This is a genomic window from Paenibacillus anaericanus (genome assembly GCF_003994475.1).
Classification (GTDB): domain Bacteria; phylum Bacillota; class Bacilli; order Paenibacillales; family Paenibacillaceae; genus Fontibacillus; species Fontibacillus anaericanus.
In genome coordinates this window covers 84,673-102,917 of record NZ_RZNY01000003.1, presented here as the reverse complement: position 1 = coordinate 102,917, position 18,245 = coordinate 84,673, and the positions used below count along the sequence as shown (strand labels likewise).

The 18,245-nt window shown below is 43.4% G+C and carries 23 protein-coding genes; 22 read left to right on the top strand and 1 reads right to left on the bottom strand.

Annotated elements, in window-relative coordinates:
• The first annotated feature begins 80 nt into the window (after positions 1-80).
• The 12 genes from EJP82_RS04735 to EJP82_RS04680 all read left to right on the top strand — a co-directional run bounded on the left by EJP82_RS04735 (position 81) and on the right by EJP82_RS04680 (position 9,549).
• Positions 81-734 carry a flagellar brake protein gene (locus tag EJP82_RS04735; protein WP_211350042.1) on the top strand — a complete coding sequence of 218 codons (654 nt, stop codon included), beginning with the start codon at positions 81-83 and terminating at the stop codon, positions 732-734.
• Between the two features lie 399 nt (positions 735-1,133).
• Positions 1,134-1,838, top strand: a complete 705-nt coding sequence (cmk, locus tag EJP82_RS04730) for a (d)CMP kinase (RefSeq protein WP_211350041.1) — start codon at positions 1,134-1,136, stop codon at positions 1,836-1,838.
• On the top strand, positions 1,835-2,422 hold the full coding sequence (locus EJP82_RS04725) for a lysophospholipid acyltransferase family protein (protein ID WP_127190885.1): 588 nt from the start codon (positions 1,835-1,837) through the stop codon (positions 2,420-2,422). The genes cmk and EJP82_RS04725 overlap by 4 nt, the downstream gene beginning before the upstream one ends.
• 115 nt (positions 2,423-2,537) lie before the next feature.
• Entirely contained in the window at positions 2,538-3,776 is a 1,239-nt protein-coding gene (gene rpsA / locus EJP82_RS04720) for a 30S ribosomal protein S1 (protein ID WP_127190884.1), read from the top strand.
• 196 nt (positions 3,777-3,972) lie between these two features.
• Positions 3,973-5,295, top strand: a complete 1,323-nt coding sequence (gene der / locus EJP82_RS04715) for a ribosome biogenesis GTPase Der (protein ID WP_127190883.1) — start codon at positions 3,973-3,975, stop codon at positions 5,293-5,295.
• An 11-nt stretch (positions 5,296-5,306) separates the two neighbouring features.
• Positions 5,307-5,918: a glycerol-3-phosphate 1-O-acyltransferase PlsY gene (gene plsY, locus EJP82_RS04710; protein ID WP_127190882.1), complete on the top strand. Its 612-nt coding sequence runs from the start codon at positions 5,307-5,309 to the stop codon at positions 5,916-5,918.
• Positions 5,911-6,951 (top strand): NAD(P)H-dependent glycerol-3-phosphate dehydrogenase, encoded by a 1,041-nt coding sequence (locus EJP82_RS04705; protein WP_127190881.1) that lies wholly within the window; start codon positions 5,911-5,913, stop codon positions 6,949-6,951. Before plsY ends, EJP82_RS04705 begins: the two co-directional genes overlap by 8 nt.
• Positions 6,952-7,087: 136 nt before the next feature.
• Positions 7,088-7,360, top strand: a complete 273-nt coding sequence (locus tag EJP82_RS04700) for a stage VI sporulation protein F (RefSeq protein WP_127190880.1) — start codon at positions 7,088-7,090, stop codon at positions 7,358-7,360.
• Positions 7,361-7,528: 168 nt separating this feature from the next.
• The gene (locus EJP82_RS04695) at positions 7,529-7,708 is read left to right on the top strand and encodes a DUF2768 family protein (RefSeq protein WP_127190879.1); all 180 of its coding nucleotides are present in this window, start codon (positions 7,529-7,531) and stop codon (positions 7,706-7,708) included.
• Between the two features lie 43 nt (positions 7,709-7,751).
• Positions 7,752-8,393 carry a nucleotidyltransferase family protein gene (locus tag EJP82_RS04690; RefSeq protein ID WP_127190878.1) on the top strand — a complete coding sequence of 214 codons (642 nt, stop codon included), beginning with the start codon at positions 7,752-7,754 and terminating at the stop codon, positions 8,391-8,393.
• 11 nt (positions 8,394-8,404) lie between these two features.
• A complete protein-coding gene (locus EJP82_RS04685; RefSeq protein ID WP_127191170.1) occupies positions 8,405-8,755 on the top strand; it encodes a 2Fe-2S iron-sulfur cluster-binding protein in 351 nt (116 codons plus the stop codon).
• Positions 8,756-8,790: 35 nt separating this feature from the next.
• Positions 8,791-9,549 (top strand): hypothetical protein, encoded by a 759-nt coding sequence (locus tag EJP82_RS04680; RefSeq protein ID WP_246053985.1) that lies wholly within the window; start codon positions 8,791-8,793, stop codon positions 9,547-9,549.
• Positions 9,550-9,820: 271 nt separating this feature from the next.
• Here the strand turns inward: EJP82_RS04680 and EJP82_RS27895 are convergent, their stop codons facing one another.
• A complete protein-coding gene (locus EJP82_RS27895; RefSeq protein WP_170220128.1) occupies positions 9,821-9,970 on the bottom strand; it encodes a hypothetical protein in 150 nt (49 codons plus the stop codon).
• Positions 9,971-10,015: 45 nt separating this feature from the next.
• Here EJP82_RS27895 and spoIVA point away from each other — a divergent pair, with 45 nt between their 5' ends.
• The 10 genes from spoIVA (at position 10,016) to EJP82_RS04630 (ending at position 18,176) form a co-directional block, all read left to right on the top strand.
• Positions 10,016-11,494, top strand: a complete 1,479-nt coding sequence (gene spoIVA / locus EJP82_RS04675; RefSeq protein ID WP_127191168.1) for a stage IV sporulation protein A — start codon at positions 10,016-10,018, stop codon at positions 11,492-11,494.
• Positions 11,495-11,805: 311 nt separating this feature from the next.
• Positions 11,806-12,078 carry an HU family DNA-binding protein gene (locus tag EJP82_RS04670; RefSeq protein ID WP_127191167.1) on the top strand — a complete coding sequence of 91 codons (273 nt, stop codon included), beginning with the start codon at positions 11,806-11,808 and terminating at the stop codon, positions 12,076-12,078.
• Between the two features lie 129 nt (positions 12,079-12,207).
• A complete protein-coding gene (mtrB, locus tag EJP82_RS04665) occupies positions 12,208-12,468 on the top strand; it encodes a trp RNA-binding attenuation protein MtrB (protein ID WP_127190877.1) in 261 nt (86 codons plus the stop codon).
• Between the two features lie 105 nt (positions 12,469-12,573).
• Positions 12,574-13,113, top strand: coding sequence for a hypothetical protein (locus EJP82_RS04660; RefSeq protein WP_127190876.1), 540 nt, complete (start codon positions 12,574-12,576; stop codon positions 13,111-13,113).
• A gap of 138 nt (positions 13,114-13,251) precedes the next feature.
• Positions 13,252-14,124 (top strand): heptaprenyl diphosphate synthase component 1, encoded by an 873-nt coding sequence (locus EJP82_RS04655; RefSeq protein WP_127190875.1) that lies wholly within the window; start codon positions 13,252-13,254, stop codon positions 14,122-14,124.
• 14 nt (positions 14,125-14,138) lie between these two features.
• The gene (locus EJP82_RS04650; RefSeq protein WP_127190874.1) at positions 14,139-14,867 is read left to right on the top strand and encodes a demethylmenaquinone methyltransferase; all 729 of its coding nucleotides are present in this window, start codon (positions 14,139-14,141) and stop codon (positions 14,865-14,867) included.
• Positions 14,860-15,732: a UbiA-like polyprenyltransferase gene (locus EJP82_RS04645; protein WP_127190873.1), complete on the top strand. Its 873-nt coding sequence runs from the start codon at positions 14,860-14,862 to the stop codon at positions 15,730-15,732. Before EJP82_RS04650 ends, EJP82_RS04645 begins: the two co-directional genes overlap by 8 nt.
• Positions 15,732-16,358 (top strand): UbiX family flavin prenyltransferase, encoded by a 627-nt coding sequence (locus tag EJP82_RS04640; protein ID WP_127191166.1) that lies wholly within the window; start codon positions 15,732-15,734, stop codon positions 16,356-16,358. The genes EJP82_RS04645 and EJP82_RS04640 overlap by 1 nt, the downstream gene beginning before the upstream one ends.
• Positions 16,339-17,202: a menaquinone biosynthetic enzyme MqnA/MqnD family protein gene (locus tag EJP82_RS04635; RefSeq protein ID WP_127190872.1), complete on the top strand. Its 864-nt coding sequence runs from the start codon at positions 16,339-16,341 to the stop codon at positions 17,200-17,202. The genes EJP82_RS04640 and EJP82_RS04635 overlap by 20 nt, the downstream gene beginning before the upstream one ends.
• The gene (locus tag EJP82_RS04630; RefSeq protein ID WP_127190871.1) at positions 17,202-18,176 is read left to right on the top strand and encodes a polyprenyl synthetase family protein; all 975 of its coding nucleotides are present in this window, start codon (positions 17,202-17,204) and stop codon (positions 18,174-18,176) included. Before EJP82_RS04635 ends, EJP82_RS04630 begins: the two co-directional genes overlap by 1 nt.
• Positions 18,177-18,245: the final 69 nt, after the last annotated feature.

The window sequence follows — 18,245 nt, the reverse complement described above, 5'->3', positions numbered from 1 at the left end:
TTTATACATGTCCACTCCTCCGGCTCGTGGTATAATTATGCCATACTGTAGTTTTATTAATGATGGGCGGGTGGAGGAACTTGTTTCCTAAAGTAAACGATTTTGTGTACATTCAAGTAGCATCAGTGGATAAGAATGAAGTAAATAAAGAATGTAAGTCGCGGATCGCAGATATTGAAGAAGAATCATTTTTAATTGAAGTTCCAATGGATATGAAAAGTGGACAGAGTAAGAGATTGTTTTTGGGTGATGAATTGTCTGTATATTTCTTGACCGAGGGCGGCATCAAACATTATTTCAATACATATGTGCTTGGATTTGCTGATGATGTGGTAAAACTGATACGGATTCGCAAACCAGAACCTGAGTCGATTACAAAAATCCAAAGACGTGATTTTCTACGTGTAGTTGCTGAATTGGAAATTGCCGTAAAATTGAAAGATAACACTCGGTTTTTGGCATATACAGATGATGTTGGAGGGGGTGGCGTCTCCTATTTGACCGATGAAAATTATAACTTATCTGAAGGAGATACTTTGGAGTGTTGGCTGCTTGTCCCATACAAGACAGGGACGATAGAACATGTACCATTTGAAGCAGAAGTAGTCCGCTCAAAAAAGTTGGAGTCTGGAAGATGGATCACGATGTTGAAATATCTTAGTATCTCAGATTTTGAACGGCAGAAGTTGATTCGATATTGCTTTGAACGTCAATTTGATTTCAAAAATCGTTAATACGATGGATATACGGTTCTCTTTTTTAGAATTGGATAAGCTAGAATTATTCAACAGAAAAGGGGACCTCTTTATTATGGACAGCAGGGATGATGAAAACTACACTGACTTGTTTTTAAAATTTTGTGGGATCGTCGAGCCTTGGTTAATAAAGGCAGTAATTACATTGTTAATAGGTTTATTTATCTTCCAGGGAGCCCTACGAATACCGGAATTACGCAAGTTAATTTCCTCTGCTGAGTGGTACGAGGGTGTCCCAATACACAAATCAATAAGACGATAAAAAAGAAAATTTGCAGTGGATCGTTTTTGCATCCCTATAGTATGTGTGGTATAATTTTTACGTCGCAGGCAAAGCCTGCTTTTTTCTTGAGACAGTGTCTGAGGAGGAGTGCCCCGTTGGCAAGTGTAACGTCAGCATCTAGTGGCAAAATTAACATCGCGATTGACGGACCTGCTGGGGCAGGCAAGAGTACAATTGCCCGTATGGTTGCGGGTAGGTTGTCTTACGTCTACGTCGATACCGGTGCAATGTACCGGGCAGCTACTTGGTATTGCCAGAGTCTTGGTGTCGAACCGGAAGAAGTTGAGCAAGTGCTTCAAATTGTAAAAGATCTGGTTATCGATTTAATACCGATAGAGAATGGACAACAGGTATTAGTTAATGGACAAGAGGTTACGGAACAAATTCGCTCTCTTGCGGTTAATGCAAAAGTATCCCGATATGCGCAAATCGAGGGGCTGCGAAGCAGACTTGTCTCTCTGCAGCGGCAAATGGCTTTACGCAAAGGCGTCGTGATGGATGGACGCGATATCGGTACGACAGTACTTCCCGATGCAGAAGTCAAAGTTTATATGACCGCAACGGTGGAAGAACGGGCGAAACGCAGGTACAAGGAAATGAAGGAACAATCTGCAATTTCGTTGGAACAACTTGCTGCGGATATTGCTGAGCGAGACCGTCTGGATCAGGAACGGGAGATTTCGCCGCTTCGTCAGGCAGATGATGCGAGACTACTGGATACAACTCATATGTGTATTGAGGAAGTAGTGGAAACCATCGTATCTTATTGTAAGATTTATGGGATGGAGAGCAAAGCATGATTTATAATGTTTGCCGCGGTTTACTACGAGTAATTTATAAGTTTTTGTTTCGTCTCGAAGCAAGTGGTTTGGAGCACATACCACAAGAGGGTGGTGTGCTACTTGCATCCAATCATATCAGTCTTTTTGATCCACCAACTATCGGGATTTTACTTGATCGTAAAGTACATTTTATGGCCAAAAAAGAACTCTTTGATGTGTTTGGATTGGGTTGGCTAATTACTCAGCTAGGTGCTTTTCCCGTCAAACGGGGTGGAGTTAGTAAGGAATCTATTAAGAATTCGCTTAATATCCTTCGCAATGGCAAAGTTATGGGTATCTTCCCAGAAGGTAGCCGAAACGATGAAGGAGCAGGTAAAAAGGGTGCTGCGAGCTTTGCACTACGCACGAATGCTGTTGTTATACCAGTAGCAATCATCGGTAATTATAAGTTGTTTCGTAAAGTTAGAGTGATCTATGGTGCACCAGTGGATCTATCCAAAGTTAAGGATATTCCTGACTCGGATCCGGTCGAATTGGCTACCCAGGAGATTATGTCCCGCATTGCTGAGTTGAAAGCTCTAGGATTATCATACGTTAAGTAATTAGCATATGAATGAAGGTCGGGAATATATGGAACTCTATAATTAAAGTAGTTTTGAACTTCGCTATGAGCGGGTTTAAATAAATGGTTTTTTTTGAATTTAGGAGGGTATTGACATGTCGGAAGAACTAAAGAATGGTCAAGAAGCCGTTGAAGCGGTAAGCCAGGATGAAATGGAACAAATCGTATCTTTGAAAAAAGGGGATACCGTCAAAGGAACGATCGTCAAAATCGAGGATAACCAAGCTTATGTAAGCATTGGATATAAATATGACGGCGTTATTCCTATTCGTGAATTGTCCTCCGTCCAATTGGGCAATGCTTCGGAAGCCGTAGAAGTTGGCCAAGAAGTTGAGACAAAAGTTGTTAGCATTGACGATGAGAAAGAGCGTCTTGTTCTTTCCAAACGTGCAATCGACGGCGAAAACGCTTGGGATGAGTTGCAACAACGTTTCGACAGTAAGGAAATCTTTGAAGTTGTCGTTGCCGACGTTGTAAAAGGCGGTATCGTGGTAGACGTAGGCGTTCGTGGTTTCATTCCTGCATCTATGGTTGAACGTCATTTCGTAGAAGACTTCAGCGACTACAAAGGACGTACACTTCGCGTAAGAGTGAAAGAGATTGATCGCGAGAACAACAAAGTAATCCTTTCTGCTAAGGATGTTCTTGATGGAGAGTTCGAATCAAACAAACTCAAAATCATGGGCGAACTTAAAGAAGGTCAAGTGCTTGAAGGTACTGTTCAACGTTTGACTCAATTCGGAGCATTTGTTGACGTAGGTGGCGTGGATGGACTTGTACATGTATCCGAAATCGCATGGAGCCATGTAGAAAAACCAGCTGACGTTCTTTCCGAGGGCGACAAAGTTACAGTGAAAGTGCTTAAAGTTGATCCTGAAAAAGGGAAAATCAGCTTAAGCATCAAAGCAGCGGCTCCTGGTCCTTGGGAAACTGCTACTGAGCAATTCAAAATCGGTGATATCGTGAGCGGTGAAGTAAGACGTCTTGTTGCCTTTGGTGCATTTGTAGAAATCGCTCCAGGTGTTGAAGGACTCGTTCATATCTCTCAAATTTCGCACAAACATATCGGCACTCCTCATGAAGTGTTGAAAGAAGGTCAAACCGTTCAAGTTAAAGTCTTGGATGTTAACCCTTCTGAAAAACGTGTTAGCCTCAGCATCAAAGAAACTGAGGAAGCTCCAGCAGCTGCTGCTCCTAGAACTGACAGACCTTCCAGAGGCAGTAGTGTGAAAAAAGAAGATTTGGGTAACAACCCAAATGTTTCTCTAAGTAATGAAGGATTGAGCTTCACGCTAGCTGAACGTTTCGGCGATAAGCTGAGCAAATGGAAGTAAGCAGGATTTAAGCAGGCATAATAATCGGCGGACCTCCTTTGAAGGTGGTTCGCCGTTTTTATTTTTAGGGCGATATTTCATGGAAACTGAAACGTTAGCCATTTAATTCTTTTTTTGCTATGATGAGTAACGTGGTTCATGGTAATTAAGAATTGATCGACTTTTATATAGAAGGATATTTTTAGGAGGAGTGCGCATGGCAAGACCCGTAGTGGCGATTGTTGGAAGGCCTAATGTAGGTAAGTCCACAATCTTTAATCGTATTATTGGTGATCGACTGGCTATAGTTGAAGATAAGCCGGGGATTACACGTGACCGGATTTATGGTATTGGTGAATGGAATGGTAAGTCATTCAGCATTATTGATACCGGTGGTATTGAGTTGGATGATCAAGAGCCTATTTTAAAATCAATTCGCATGCAAGCAGAACTTGCGATCGAAGAGGCAGACGTTATTGTCTTTATGTGTGATGCTAAAGATGGTGTGACAGGATCGGATGAAGAAGTTGCAAATCTGTTGTACCGTTCAGGTAAGCCGATTGTACTTTCTGTTAATAAAGTAGATAACCTTGGTCGAATGGACAATATCTATGAGTTCTATAATCTTGGCTTTGGAGAACCAATTGCTGTATCCGGAAGCCATGGTACAGGGGTTGGCGATTTACTCGACGAAATAGTTAATAAACTGCCTGATTTAGAAGAGGAAGAATATGATGAAGATATTATCCGTGTAGCGTTGATTGGTCGACCTAACGTTGGTAAATCTTCTCTAGTGAACGCAATTCTTGGCGAGGAACGGGTAATCGTGAGTGATGTGGCCGGTACAACGCGAGATGCGATTGATACACCATTTGAGCGGGATGGACAACGTTATGTGTTGATTGATACAGCAGGTATGCGTAAACGTGGTAAAGTGTACGAAACGACAGAGAAATATAGTGTTATGAGAGCCATGAAGGCGATTGAACGTGCTGACGTTGTACTTGTCTTGATCAATGGTGAAGAAGGTATTATCGAGCAGGACAAGCACATCGCGGGATATGCCTATGAAGCTGGGAAAGCTTCCGTATTTGTTGTAAACAAATGGGATGTTGTTGTTAAAGATGATAAAACAATGCAAAATTTCGAACAAAAAATACGTGACCATTTCCTATTTATGACCTATGCTCCAGTTGTATTTCTCTCAGCCAAAACTAAGCAACGTGTGCATAAGCTTCTACCCGTTGTGCAGCATGTGGCAGATCATCATACTAAGCGAGTACAGACGCATTTGTTGAACGATGTTGTCTCTGATGCTATCGCGATTAATCCTCCACCTACCGATAAAGGACGTCGTCTACGAATTAATTATGTGACACAAGTAGCGGTCAAACCTCCAACGATTGTCGTGTTCGTAAACGACCCTGATTTGATGCACTTTTCATATGAGCGGTACTTGGAGAACAAAATCCGAGCTGCGTTCGACTTTGAAGGTACACCAATTCGCTTGTTTACTAGACGTAAATCAGATGAAGGTTAGGAGAGAATAACGTGATTCCATCTCTAATTGCAGTGTTATTCAGTTATTTACTTGGCTCGGTCAGCTTCAGTGTCCTGCTGGCGAAGTCCTTGAAAGGCATTGATATACGTCAGCATGGCAGTGGAAATGCTGGGGCGACCAATACGTTGCGTGTACTGGGAAAAGGACCAGCTATTCTGGTTCTTATTCTCGATGTATTAAAGGGTATTGCAGCTGTATGGTTAGGTCGCTGGCTTGGAGAGGGTTCTGAGTGGGTTCCTGCGCTTTGCGGTATCGCTGCCATCGTGGGTCACAATTGGCCACTCTATTTCCGCTTCCGTGGTGGTAAAGGGATAGCAACAACGATTGGAGTCATGGCTACCCTAGCCCTTATACCTGCGCTATATGCCGGTGCGATTGCAATTTTATTAATTGTTTTCACTCGGTATGTTTCGTTGGGTTCGCTTATTTTTGTATTACTGACACCGCTATTTTTATGGATTTTCGGTGAAATAGGTCCATATTTTTGGGCCAGTTTGCTCATTTGTATTTTTGCCTTTTGGAGACACCGTAGCAACATTGTAAAACTAGCTCAAGGTAGAGAGAATAAACTGGGTTCCAAGGGAGGAGAACGCGTTGTCTAATAAAGCTGCTGTGCTTGTAGCGGGCAGTTGGGGAACGGCTTTAGCTAGCGTACTTGCGGATAAAGAGATGGATGTTGCCATTTGGACGCGAAATGAAGCACAAAGGGATGAAATCAACCACCACCATCGGAATGAGCGTTTTCTACCTGGTGTTGATTTATCTTCGCGTATTGCAGCTACTTGTGATATGGGAGAAGCTGTACGAGGAGCAAAGGCTGTTATCGTTGTTGCCCCTTCTTCAGCTGTACGTGAAGTAGCACGTTCCTTAAAACCTTATTGGCATGAAGAGATGACAGTAGTACATGCAACTAAGGGGTTTGAAACGGAAAGTTTGAAGCGTATTTCGACGGTTATTTCCGAGGAACTAGGATGTGAAGAAGGCCGGATTGTCGTCTTGTCGGGACCAAGCCATGCGGAGGAAGTTGTTAAACGTTGTCCTACAACGGTTGTGGTAGCTTCGCTGGATGATGAACAGGCGAGTTTAACTCAGGATTTGTTTATGAACTCTTATTTCCGTGTCTATACTAACCGGGATATGATTGGTGTGGAGCTTGCTGGTGCTTTGAAGAATATCATTGCATTTGGCGCCGGAATGTCTGATGGTCTTGGCTATGGAGACAACGCGAAGGCTGCGTTATTAACTCGTGGACTTGCGGAAATCACGCGAATTGGTGTAGAGATGGGGGCTAACCCTCTGACTTTTGCTGGACTCGCTGGAATTGGTGATTTGGTCGTTACGGCGACAAGTCAGCACAGTCGTAACTGGCGTGCAGGGTATATGTTGGGTGAAGGTAAGCCACTAGAAACCGTCCTAAGTTCGATGGGCATGGTAGTGGAAGGCATTCGAACAACCAAGGCTGCACACACGATTTCAGAGAAATATAAAGTACAAATGCCGATTGCTAACCAGATCTACTCTGTTCTGTTTGAAGGAAGGGAACCTAAGACGGCCGTAGAGGCACTTATGGGCCGTGATCGGAAGACAGAGATGGAAGTTATTTCTCAGGAAACATGGGAACAATGGCATACATAGTAAGCCGTAATTAGCTACGATTATTACGTAGCAAACTATTGTTAGTTCATTCGCTTCTCAATAAGGCTAACGCATACTCACCTTTTGATTCCCTACCTCATACATTGTTGAAGAGGACAGTGGAGGAGGCGAAACGATGAGTAAAATTTCTAAAGAAGCCCTGAATGCTATTAATAAGAAAAGTGGCAAACATCTCACGGATGGTAACGTTAAAAAACTGGCTAGTACTGTGAAGCCGTCGACACTTCAGAGTGAAACTGAACTGCGTAAGTTAATTAAGCAGGTGTCAACAATGGCTAAGGTACCTGTTTCTGAGGCTACAATTAATGAGATCATCGGGGCTGTGAAAAAGAGCGGCATGAACCCTTCCAATATGGAAGCATTAATGAAATTAATGATGAAGAAATAAGGCGGGTATTAGACCGATTAACAAGTAATTAATAGGACTTAGGCTCTGCGGCGATGAAGCTGTAGGCCTTATTTTTTTGTGGTAATAGGTAGGTTCGTAGCCTGAATTGTTTGATAATGCTATAATATTTATCATATCAATAATATGGAAAAGTGGGAGATAACGCTTATGGACGCTATGACCAAAATGTGGTTATCCATTGCGGCGGTTCTCGTAATGGGGTTATCTGTTTTTTTGATCACGTTTGCCCGGAATAAGACGAAAAGTTGGGTAAAAGGAATTCTATCGTTGATCGCGTTTGTTATGATGTTGACTGGGTTTCTAGTCGGCCTTGTATCGATTACATAGGATAGGATTTCTAGCGGAAGCGGAATAGAGAAGAGGTATACAAATGATTTCAGACATAAATGATAACCTATATTCCGAAGTATTAATGGCACTCCGAGAGCTCAGTGTCCGCCTGCAAGACTTTGGAAATCCTTGGTTGCTAGGCGGGAGCTGTGGGCTTTGGTTACAGGGTGTTAAGCTTGGAACTCCTCCAAGGGATGTTGACATCTATGCGGATATGGATGATGCAGTGCTGCTGCATGAACAACTGGCTGACGTTCTGCTGGATGTCCCGCGACTTGATGAAAGTGGTGTATATATATCTCGACTTAGTCATTATAGACTAGGAAATTTGACGTTAGAACTAGTCGGAGGGTTCGAAGTGAAGACTTCGGATGGTAGCTATAGGACGGAAGTGTCTAATGTATTACACGAAGAAGCTGTGCTGGGTCAACTTGAGGGCATAAATATGTTCTTAATGCCACTGAGTCATGAATTGCTGTTTAACTTGTTGAGAGAACGACCGGACCGGTATCTAGCGATTGCTGAGGTCATGCGGGGGTCGATGGAGCGACATTTGCCGCTTTTATTAAAGTTACTCAAAAGGAACGATTGGAACACCCACCTGGTGAACAAATTGGCTGATCTGTTAGACAGCCCGACATTAGCTGAGCAATGGTTCCGAAATCGAAACTGTGAGGCGTAAGGAGGGACATGGTGGAATACCAAATAAAATTCATACCACAAGGTAGGACACTTAAGGTCCGTCCTGGGACAAGTGTTCTTCGCGCGGCACGGGAAGCTAGAGTTTTTATTTCAACACGTTGTGACGGTCATGCAGGCTGTCTCATGTGTAAAGTTGAGGTGGAACCTGAGCATGAGTCTGCATTGACCCCTCCGAGCGATGCTGAACTCCGTAAATTGGGTCCCTTACTAGATCAGGGCATTCGTTTGGCCTGTCAGGCCCAGATATGTGGTTCTGCAGAAGTTAGACTACCAGAGGATCCTTTGAAAGCGGCGATCCGAAAGCAATTAGAGCGGCAGAAGGAAAATGACGATTTGTGGTAATCCGGCAAGAGTCCATGAGTAAAGGATGATTCATTGTGAGACCTGGAAGGTATAAAATCGTCAATCTAATTGCCCGTAGTGGGCTCCTACTGTGTCTGATTACAATCGGGACAGTGTATTTGTCCGGGTGCATGTATCCAAAGGAACAGCGGCAGGAGAAGGTTGTGACTTATCGAGAAAGTGTAGATCGTATTCAAAGAGCGATGGATCAGTTTCAAGAAGAACAGGGGATTCTACCGATCATTACGGCAGGAATAGAGACTCCAAGATATGAAAAATACATCATTGATCTTGATCAGTTGAACCGAAAAGGATACATCGATGAAATTCCAGATACTGCTTTTGAAAAAGGGGGTAGCGCATATTTTTTAGTCATTAACGAAGAGATTGATCCAAGGGTTAAAGTCATGGATTTAAACACAGTCCAGAGGGTCAATGATGTGCAAAGACTCGTAGATAAATATCGTGCTTCCCATGGAAATGAATTACCTGCGGTTGACGGGAAAGAAACCTATCCAGGCTTATACACCGTGGATTTACCACAAATCGCCGGCAAAGATTACCCACTTCGAAGTGTGTTTTCTGGCGAGACACTACCCTATTTGATGAATGGTAAGGGACAGGTATTCGTGGATTATGCTGTTGACATTATGCAAGCTGTGGATAAAGCAGGGATCAAACCGGAAGGGGATGAGGATCTAAGGTTAATTTTGGTAGATCAGTCATACTTCGTGCCGGTGAAATCTCTTTCCTATCATTGGGTCAAAGGCTTGCCAGTTCCACAAGTTGAATAAGCAATTATTTTCCTGCCTCATGACTTAGTCGTGAGGTGTTTTTTTGTCTATTTGTTATTTGTCAACGATTGAACATAGCATTAATCATCACTATCAATATTTCAACTGATAGTAAAGATGATATTGTCATAATTCTACTTGTTGATACATACAAATTTAATATGGCGGAAAAAAATCCGCCTTGTTCGTGGCGAAGCAGCGACTTTGCAAAAAAAAATGGGCGTGGCATGTTTCTACCGTCATAATTACGCATCTGGTACATATGATGATACTAGTCCAAATGCATGTACGAGTTAACGCCGCTTCGTTCAGGTTCTCTCCCCAGTGGTTTTCGGCGGCGGACACGGGCAAGAGGAGCTGCCGCTCCTGCCGTAGCAGTGATTGTGAAAAAGATGGTGAATAACGAAGCGGATGCTCTCAAGGCATTTTTCCTTCGGCGAATTTTGAGGAGGGGATATCATTGGTATTGGAGAAAGTTGATATTTTTAAGGACATTGCCGAACGTACCGGAGGAGACATCTATCTAGGTGTGGTTGGAGCTGTCCGCACCGGGAAGTCTACCTTTATCAAACGATTCATGGAGACGATTGTGCTACCGAACATCGCGAACGAAGCGGACCGGATCCGCGCGGTGGATGAACTTCCACAAAGCGCAGCTGGTAAAACGATCATGACGACCGAACCCAAATTTGTACCTAACAATGCGGTGCAAATTAAGGTTGCTGAAGGTCTTGATGTAAACGTAAGGCTCGTTGATTGTGTTGGTTATGCAGTCGAAGGAGCTAAAGGTTACGAAGACGAGAATGGACCACGGATGATTTCGACTCCTTGGTTTGAAGAACCTATTCCATTTCAAGAAGCGGCGGAAATAGGAACTCGCAAAGTGATTCAAGAACATTCCACACTAGGTGTGGTAGTAACAACTGATGGTACGATCGCAGATATCCCACGTTACTCTTACGTGGAATCAGAAGAGCGTGTGGTAGCTGAACTGAAAGAAGTCGGTAAACCATTTGTGTTAGTCATCAACTCGACTCGTCCTAGTAGTGAAGAAGCACAACAATTGCGTGGGGAACTGGCTGCGAAATACGACATTCCAGTTATTACACTCAGTGCTGCAACGATGACCGAGGAAGATGTTACTGGCGTTCTGAGGGAAGTACTGTATGAGTTTCCTGTTCACGAAGTCAATGTTAATCTACCTAGTTGGGTAATGGTACTAAACGAGGATCATTGGCTCCGTAGCAATTATGAGAACTCTGTCCGCGATACCGTAAAGGATATCAGACGGTTACGTGATGTTGACCGGGTTGTCACTAACTTCTTGGATTATGATTTTATTGCTCGTGCCGGACTTAGCGGGCTGAATATGGGGCAAGGGGTAGCTGAGATCGACCTGTACGCTCCAGACGATCTGTATGACCGAATTCTGATGGAAGTAGTAGGGGTTGAAATCAGAGGCAAGGATCACCTGTTGCAGCTCATGCAGGAGTTTACTCATGCTAAGAAGGAATATGATCGCTTTGCTGAAGCGCTTGAGATGGTCAAGACGACAGGTTATGGGATTGCAGCTCCATCATTGGCTGAAATGGCGCTTGACGAGCCAGAACTTATTCGCCAGGGAGCAAGGTTCGGTGTGCGGCTGAAGGCAACAGCACCTTCTATTCACATGATTAGAGTTGATGTGGAGTCGGAATTCGCACCGATTATTGGCACCGAGAAACAAAGCGAGGAATTAGTTCGCTACTTAATGCAAGATTTCGAAAACGATCCAATCAAGATTTGGGAATCCGACATCTTTGGTCGCTCGCTCCATTCCATTGTAAGAGAAGGCATTCAAGGGAAAATAGCTATGATGCCAGACAATGCACGCTACAAGTTGCAGGAAACGCTAGGACGAATTATCAACGAAGGCTCCGGTGGTTTAATAGCCATAATTTTATAACCATTGATTCCTCACAACAACCGTGCGCAAGCTAATGAGCTGCGTGCGGTTGTTTTTGTATTTTAGCTCATAATTTAGTGATTTTATCTATTATTTTTACAGTTAAAATAGGTTAAAGACTTAAAAAGCTTGAAATTATGGATAGGCTGTATTACTATAAATTTGTTCGGCCCTCCTGGTTTTCGCTGTGAAATGGCGAATTTACAGGGGATTTGATGATATTGGACGTAGTATAACGTATATTCTGCCGCAAAACGGAAACACAGAATATCATGGTATTATTAGATTACTTAGTAGGGAGGTGAATCATGATGAACAAATCTGACTTGATTTCTCAAGTAGTGGAAAGCACGGAATTGTCGAAGAAAGATGCAACTAAAGCAGTTGACGCAGTATTCGAAGCAATTTCCGAAGCGCTCCAAAATGGTGATAAAGTACAACTGGTTGGCTTCGGTAACTTTGAAGTCCGCGAGCGTTCTGCCCGTAAAGGCCGTAACCCGCAAACTGGAGAGGAAATTGAAATTGCTGCGAGTAAAGTTCCCGCTTTCAAACCGGGTAAAGCACTCAAAGACGGAATCAAATAATGATTTCTACATATTTTCTCTGCAAAAAGACCGTGGGCAATTGTTCACGGCCTTTTCTTTTTAATTAGTCAGAAAATATGGGAATCATGTCACTCAGGTGTAAATAAGACATGGGAAGAAGGTCTGATCATGGATAGTCACAATCACAAAGCCAATAGTGGAGACGAGCAAGAAGCTATAAGTGGCGATTATTTCGTGGTGAAAGCCAAAGAGCAGGGCGTTACGGTGATCGGACTGACCCGGGGAAAAGATACACGATTTCATCATACCGAGAAATTAGACAAGGGTGAAGTTCTGATTGCACAATTCACAGACCATACCTCAGCTGTGAAGGTTAGAGGTAAAGCAATTGTGATGACGAAGCACGGTGTAATCGATACGGATGAATGATTTTTTTGTTTTGCAGGCATAGCCTGCTTTTTTTAATTGTACAATGGGGTATGGACCCGAACGGAAGTCATCTGTAAACGGGTGAAATCAAAGGGGGAATGCCCCATGAAACAAAGATGGGTACTTCAGGTCATTGTAATGATGTTTGGCTGTACACTTCTGCTTGCTTCCTTGTCTTGGTTAAGCACACAAGGAGACAAAGCTGGTGGGGCCTACACGGTGTTTGCTGAGGAACAACCAGCCATGCTAACTAATGATAACCTTGTCGAAGGGTTGAGTGCTCTTGAGCTTCCTACAAGGATTGGTAAGGTGAACTTGAACAGGAGTATCTTGTCAGTCGACCTAAAGGTGACGGAAGATGATTTTGATGCAGCAAAGTTGTATCAAGGGATGGCGGAATTAATCTCCTTCTCGATGGAGCGAACTAGTAATGTGGATCAACTCTTATTAAGACTTGTGGCAGAAGATAAATGGCTCGGAACAAGATACTTATTGCTCGCTGCTGATGTACGTAGAGGTCAATGGCCAGAAACGGCGCTAGAGAATTTGCGCAATGTAGGAAACAAGGAGATCCCTAAGGAACTCCAAACCTGGTTTCGTATGACGGAAACACATCTCTGGAAATCGAAGTTCCGGGATTTATAGTCAAGAGATTCATTTTTTTATTCAGCGCGAAAATGAGCGGTGCTGATCGTGCGCACCGAAAAAACATATGCTATAATAGACAAGATATTGACAACTTTATGTGATATGTATGATAGTATACCGGCTCGGAGGCTAAGGATGAAACCTTATCGTATAACTGAACTAGCAAAAAAGTATATTGATTATGACATGATTTCAACTCACACGGCGCTCCCGGATTTTCCGGTTCCCCGTGTTCGTTTACTTTATACGTTTCTAATGGATCGGGACGGCGGTAAATCTTATCGCACGGCAGAAACGTTTGCGTTGGCGGCTTTTCTAGTACAGTTAGGTCTAGATATCCATGATCGAATCGATCAAGAAAGCCATCGTAAAGAGGAACGGAGTATGCGTTCTAGGCAATTGAAAGTGTTGGCAGGGGATTATTTCAGCAGTGCATTCTATGAACTGCTTGCCCAAGCCGGAGAAATCGAAATGATATCTGTAATGAGTGCCGCTATTTGTGAAGTGAACAAATTAAAAGTAAACCTGTATTCAAAGTTAAAAGGGATGCTGCTGTCTGCTGAGGATTATTTGAAAGAGCATGTTCATCTGAAGATGCCACTCTTTCTGTCTTTTTCCCATCTCTTGGACAAGTCGGTTCATAACATATGGAGATTGCTACTTGCTGAATTAAGCCGCTGCGAAATAATTCTTAGCGAGATCAACTCTAGCGGGGAGCTGCCGCAGAACCATCGGGGTTATGCCTATCTGAAAATTATGGAAACAGGGACATTTGAAGATAAAGAGACATTAACAGGAAGCAGTGTTGGAGATCGGGAATGGAAGTCTTTGCTTGCCAAATACGGTGTGAAGGAACAATTGATAGTCTTGCTTCATCAATCGGTAGAGCGGACTCAATTGCTGCTCCAAGAATGTAAAGGTGAGACGGTACGCTCCGAGCTGGGAAAGGCTCTGGAGCCTTTTATTTCCATTATTTCTCCTCCGTGTCGCTCTCTGCAGGAAGGGTAAGGTGAAACGAATAAATGAATAATGACTCTGTATCTAAACCGAAAGAACAGTTTGTTCATTCTGTCTTTGAGAGTATTGCTCCGAAATACGATATCATGAATGATATTTTGAGTTTTAGACGTCATAAGGCTTGGCGTAAATTTACAATGGCTAAGATGAATATGTCACAAGGTGATAACGCAATCGATATATGTTGCGGGACTTGTGATTGGACAATTAGCATGGCGGAAACATCTGGTGGTCACATCACGGGCCTAGATTTTAGCGAGAATATGCTCGAAATTGGACGTCGCAAAATCAGTGATCGGAACTTGGGTAACAATATCACAACCATACAAGGTAATGCGATGGAGTTACCGTTCGAAGATAATACATTTAATTATGCAACGATAGGTTTCGGTCTGCGCAATGTTCCTGACCTTCATCAAGTGCTGAGGGAAATGAAGCGTGTTGTGAAGCCGGGTGGGATGGTTGTATGTCTGGAGCTGTCTAAACCTACCTGGCAGCCGTTCAAAGGACTTTATTATTTCTACTTCCAAAAGGTACTTCCCAAGCTTGGAAAGCTATTCGCAAAGCGTTATGAACAATATAAATGGCTTCCTGATTCGCTTGCTCAATTTCCGGGGCGTGAGGAATTAGCGCGCATTTTCGCTGACACCGGATTGGAAAAGGTCCAAGCATATCCTTTAACTGGCGGTATCGCTGCTTTACATATCGGCATAAAGGAGACACATAATGTTTAAAAAAGCTGTTGTATTTCTGCAAATGATCAAATTTGAACATACGTTATTTGCGTTGCCATTTGCTTTTATGGGTGCGCTACTTGGATCCGTAGCTGTTAACGACCATCTCCCATCCTGGGCGCAGATCGGTTGGGTGCTATTAGCTATGTTTGGCGCTCGTAGTGCGGCTATGGGGCTTAATCGGTTGATTGACCGGGTCAGTGATGCGAAGAATCCTCGTACCTCGAACCGAGCTATTCCTGCTGGGCTATTGCAGATCGGAGAAGTGCTCCTATTTATTTTTGTTTCATTTGCTATGTTATTCTGGGCTTCCTTTATGCTTAATCCACTAGCTATGAAGTTGCTACCTATCGCTGTGGTGATGTTGGTAGTCTATTCCTACACCAAACGCTTTACCTGGCTATGCCATGTTGTGCTAGGTCTGACGATTGCACTCGCACCACTCGGTGGTTGGGCGGCAGTTACTGGTGTAGTAGACTGGACGGCAATGGTATTCTTTGCAACAATCACTTTCTGGATCGCGGGTTTTGACATTATTTATTCGTGTCAGGATGTTGAATTTGATCTTAAAGAAGGACTACATTCGATTCCGGTACGCTTTGGTGTGGCCAACTCACTGAAGATTGCTAGAGTGCTTCATATTATTACTGCATTAGGATTTATTGCACTCTTACTGATGACCGATCTAGGTGGCTGGTATATTGCAGGTATGGTTATCGCCTATCTCATATTGTTCTACGAACATTATATTGTATCGCCGGACGATCTTAGTCGTCTGCAGACTGCATTCTTCACGATGAATGGCGTGCTTAGTATCGTCGTATTCTCATTCACTTTAATTGATTTGGTGGTGCGAAATCATTGATGGAGTTGAACCCAACAAGGAAATCAATCGTGGTCGGAATCACGGGGGCCAGCGGCTCAATTTACGGTGTGAAGCTGATCGAGACGCTGCTAGGGATTGGGTATAATGTACATCTAGTTATTACTAACGCGGGCTGGCGAGTAATTAAGGAAGAGCTAGGCTGGAATACTACGGATCGGGACAAGGTGCTTGCGGAGAAATTCGGTGGACGTCCTGGAAGTTATATTTATCATAATAATTCCGATATCGGGGCCACAATTGCTAGCGGTTCTTATCTTGTTGAAGGTATGATTGTGATGCCTTGCTCGATGGGGACATTGTCTGCTATTGCTAATGGAACTTCTGATAATTTGTTAACGCGCGCGGCTGACGTAATGATGAAAGAGAGACGTCCACTGGTACTAGTACCACGTGAGACACCTCTGCATGCCATCCATTTGGAGAATATGTTGAAGCTTGCCAGGCTGGGTATCGTGATGATTCCGGCCATGCCAGCTTTTTATTTTGGCCCTAAGAGTATAGACGATCTTGTCTCTTTCCTTGTGGGTAAAGTACTAGATAATTTAAGAATCGAACATGCTTTGTTTACTAGGTGGGGGGATCAGAATGAACAGCAGAGAGAATGACAATATCCTCATTGGAAAAATAAAATATACGAATGCTTGGCCTGTGTATCATCATTTCAATGTTGGGGCTTTATCTCGCAAGAGTGAATTAGTTACAGAAGTACCTTCCGTGCTAAATCGGGGTATTCTTGATGGATCACTAGATATCGCTCCTGTATCCTCCTTCGCTTTTGGTGTAGGAGCTGACAGGCTGTTATTACTGCCTGATCTGTCCGTCAGTTCAGATGGTCCAGTTAACTCCATCCTTCTCTTCTCACGTAAACCACCTGAGGAAATGAAGGAAGGAACCATTGCACTGACAAATACTTCTGCAACCTCTGTCAATCTACTCAAGATTATAATGCAGAAAGCATATGGTCTGAATCCAACTTATTCGGTTGGTGAGCCAGATCTGGATCAAATGATGGCTCATCATGATGCAGCTTTGCTGATTGGCGATCATGCTATTCGGGCTTCATGGCGGGATCACGGGTATATTGTCACGGATTTAGGGGATATCTGGAAAAAGTGGACGGGGTACGGTATGAGCTTTGCCGTGTGGACTGTTCAGCGCAGTTTTGCTGAGGCTAACCCCGAGTTCCTCAGTGAAGTATGCACAGCTTTTAAGAGAAGTAAGCAGCAAAGCTTGAATGATTTGTCTTCGTTGGTTTCAGAGGCATGTCGTGAAATCGGAGGCACAGCAGATTATTGGCATCATTATTTTAACAATTTATGTTATGATTTTAACGATAAGCAACAGGCGGGACTGGCTTTGTATTTCGCCTATGCCTATGAGTTGGGACTCTTGCAGAATGAGGTCCGTATGGATATTTGGAGTGACAATACGCTGACACGGGTGAAATAATGAAACTAATGGATATTTTCGGCACGTTAAAGAGAGATATGGATTTTATAGAGCGGCAGTTGTACCGGAGCATCGATGGTGATGATGAACTGCTTAGTGAAACGTCTCTTCATCTTCTCAAAGCGGGAGGAAAACGACTTCGACCCGTCTTTGTTTTACTTGGGGGGAAGTTTGGAAACTATGACCTAGAGCGGCTTCAGCATGTAGCCGTTCCGCTGGAGCTCATCCACTCAGCTTCGCTGGTACATGACGATGTGATTGATGATGCAGGAACTCGGCGAGGTAAGCCTACAGTTAAAGCGAAATGGGATAATAAAATCGCCATGTATACGGGGGATTTTATTTATGCCAAAGCTCTTGTACTGGCTGCAGAACTGAGTAATCCAGAAATCCACCGTATTTTATCCAAAGCGCTAGTGCAAATGTCAATCGGCGAAATGGAGCAAATCCGTGATTTTTTTAATACGGAACAGACGGTACGAAATTATTTACTGCGGATCCGGCGTAAAACGGCATTACTTATTGCGATCAGTTGTCAACTTGGAGCTATGGCAGCAGGGGCACCGGAGAAGGTAAGTTGGTTGCTGTACAGATATGGATATAACGTAGGAATGGCATTTCAAATCCGCGATGATTTACTAGATCTCTGTGGAACAGAGAAGAGTATCGGGAAACCTCCTGGAAGTGATATGCGTCAAGGGAATATTACGCTACCGGTGATTTATGCACTGCAAGAACCAAAGCTAAGGGATAGTCTACTTCATGAAATTCATGGAATTCGTGCTCAGGACGGTGCAGGTGACGTGTCGAAAGCGATTGATATGATTATTTCCGGTCCAGGGATTGGACAAGCGGAAAAATTAGCAGATCGTTTTATTAGCAAAGCTTTGGAGGCACTGGAAGGTCTACCTGAGAATAAATCGAGGGCACATTTAAAGGAAATCGCGCTCTTTGTAAATAAACGTTCTTATTGAATCTTACCCTTCCGTCTTTTTTCTGGTAAACTACGGGTGAAGTAATACTTCAATCATGTACAGAATTAT

Bases quoted from the DNA above. Each gene is read 5' to 3' on its own strand.
- EJP82_RS04660 (WP_127190876.1), top strand. From the start codon at position 12,574: ATGAAACAAAGATGGGTACTTCAGGTCATTGTAATGATGTTTGGCTGT.
- EJP82_RS04700 (WP_127190880.1), top strand. From the start codon at position 7,088: ATGAGTAAAATTTCTAAAGAAGCCCTGAATGCTATTAATAAGAAAAGT.
- EJP82_RS04695 (WP_127190879.1), top strand. From the start codon at position 7,529: ATGGACGCTATGACCAAAATGTGGTTATCCATTGCGGCGGTTCTCGTA.
- EJP82_RS04690 (WP_127190878.1), top strand. From the start codon at position 7,752: ATGATTTCAGACATAAATGATAACCTATATTCCGAAGTATTAATGGCA.
- EJP82_RS04635 (WP_127190872.1), top strand. From the start codon at position 16,339: ATGAACAGCAGAGAGAATGACAATATCCTCATTGGAAAAATAAAATAT.
- EJP82_RS04670 (WP_127191167.1), top strand. From the start codon at position 11,806: ATGAACAAATCTGACTTGATTTCTCAAGTAGTGGAAAGCACGGAATTG.
- EJP82_RS04655 (WP_127190875.1), top strand. From the start codon at position 13,252: ATGAAACCTTATCGTATAACTGAACTAGCAAAAAAGTATATTGATTAT.
- der (WP_127190883.1), top strand. From the start codon at position 3,973: ATGGCAAGACCCGTAGTGGCGATTGTTGGAAGGCCTAATGTAGGTAAG.
- EJP82_RS04725 (WP_127190885.1), top strand. From the start codon at position 1,835: ATGATTTATAATGTTTGCCGCGGTTTACTACGAGTAATTTATAAGTTT.
- EJP82_RS04650 (WP_127190874.1), top strand. From the start codon at position 14,139: ATGAATAATGACTCTGTATCTAAACCGAAAGAACAGTTTGTTCATTCT.
- EJP82_RS04645 (WP_127190873.1), top strand. From the start codon at position 14,860: ATGTTTAAAAAAGCTGTTGTATTTCTGCAAATGATCAAATTTGAACAT.
- mtrB (WP_127190877.1), top strand. From the start codon at position 12,208: ATGGATAGTCACAATCACAAAGCCAATAGTGGAGACGAGCAAGAAGCT.
- rpsA (WP_127190884.1), top strand. From the start codon at position 2,538: ATGTCGGAAGAACTAAAGAATGGTCAAGAAGCCGTTGAAGCGGTAAGC.
- EJP82_RS04630 (WP_127190871.1), top strand. From the start codon at position 17,202: ATGAAACTAATGGATATTTTCGGCACGTTAAAGAGAGATATGGATTTT.
- EJP82_RS04640 (WP_127191166.1), top strand. From the start codon at position 15,732: ATGGAGTTGAACCCAACAAGGAAATCAATCGTGGTCGGAATCACGGGG.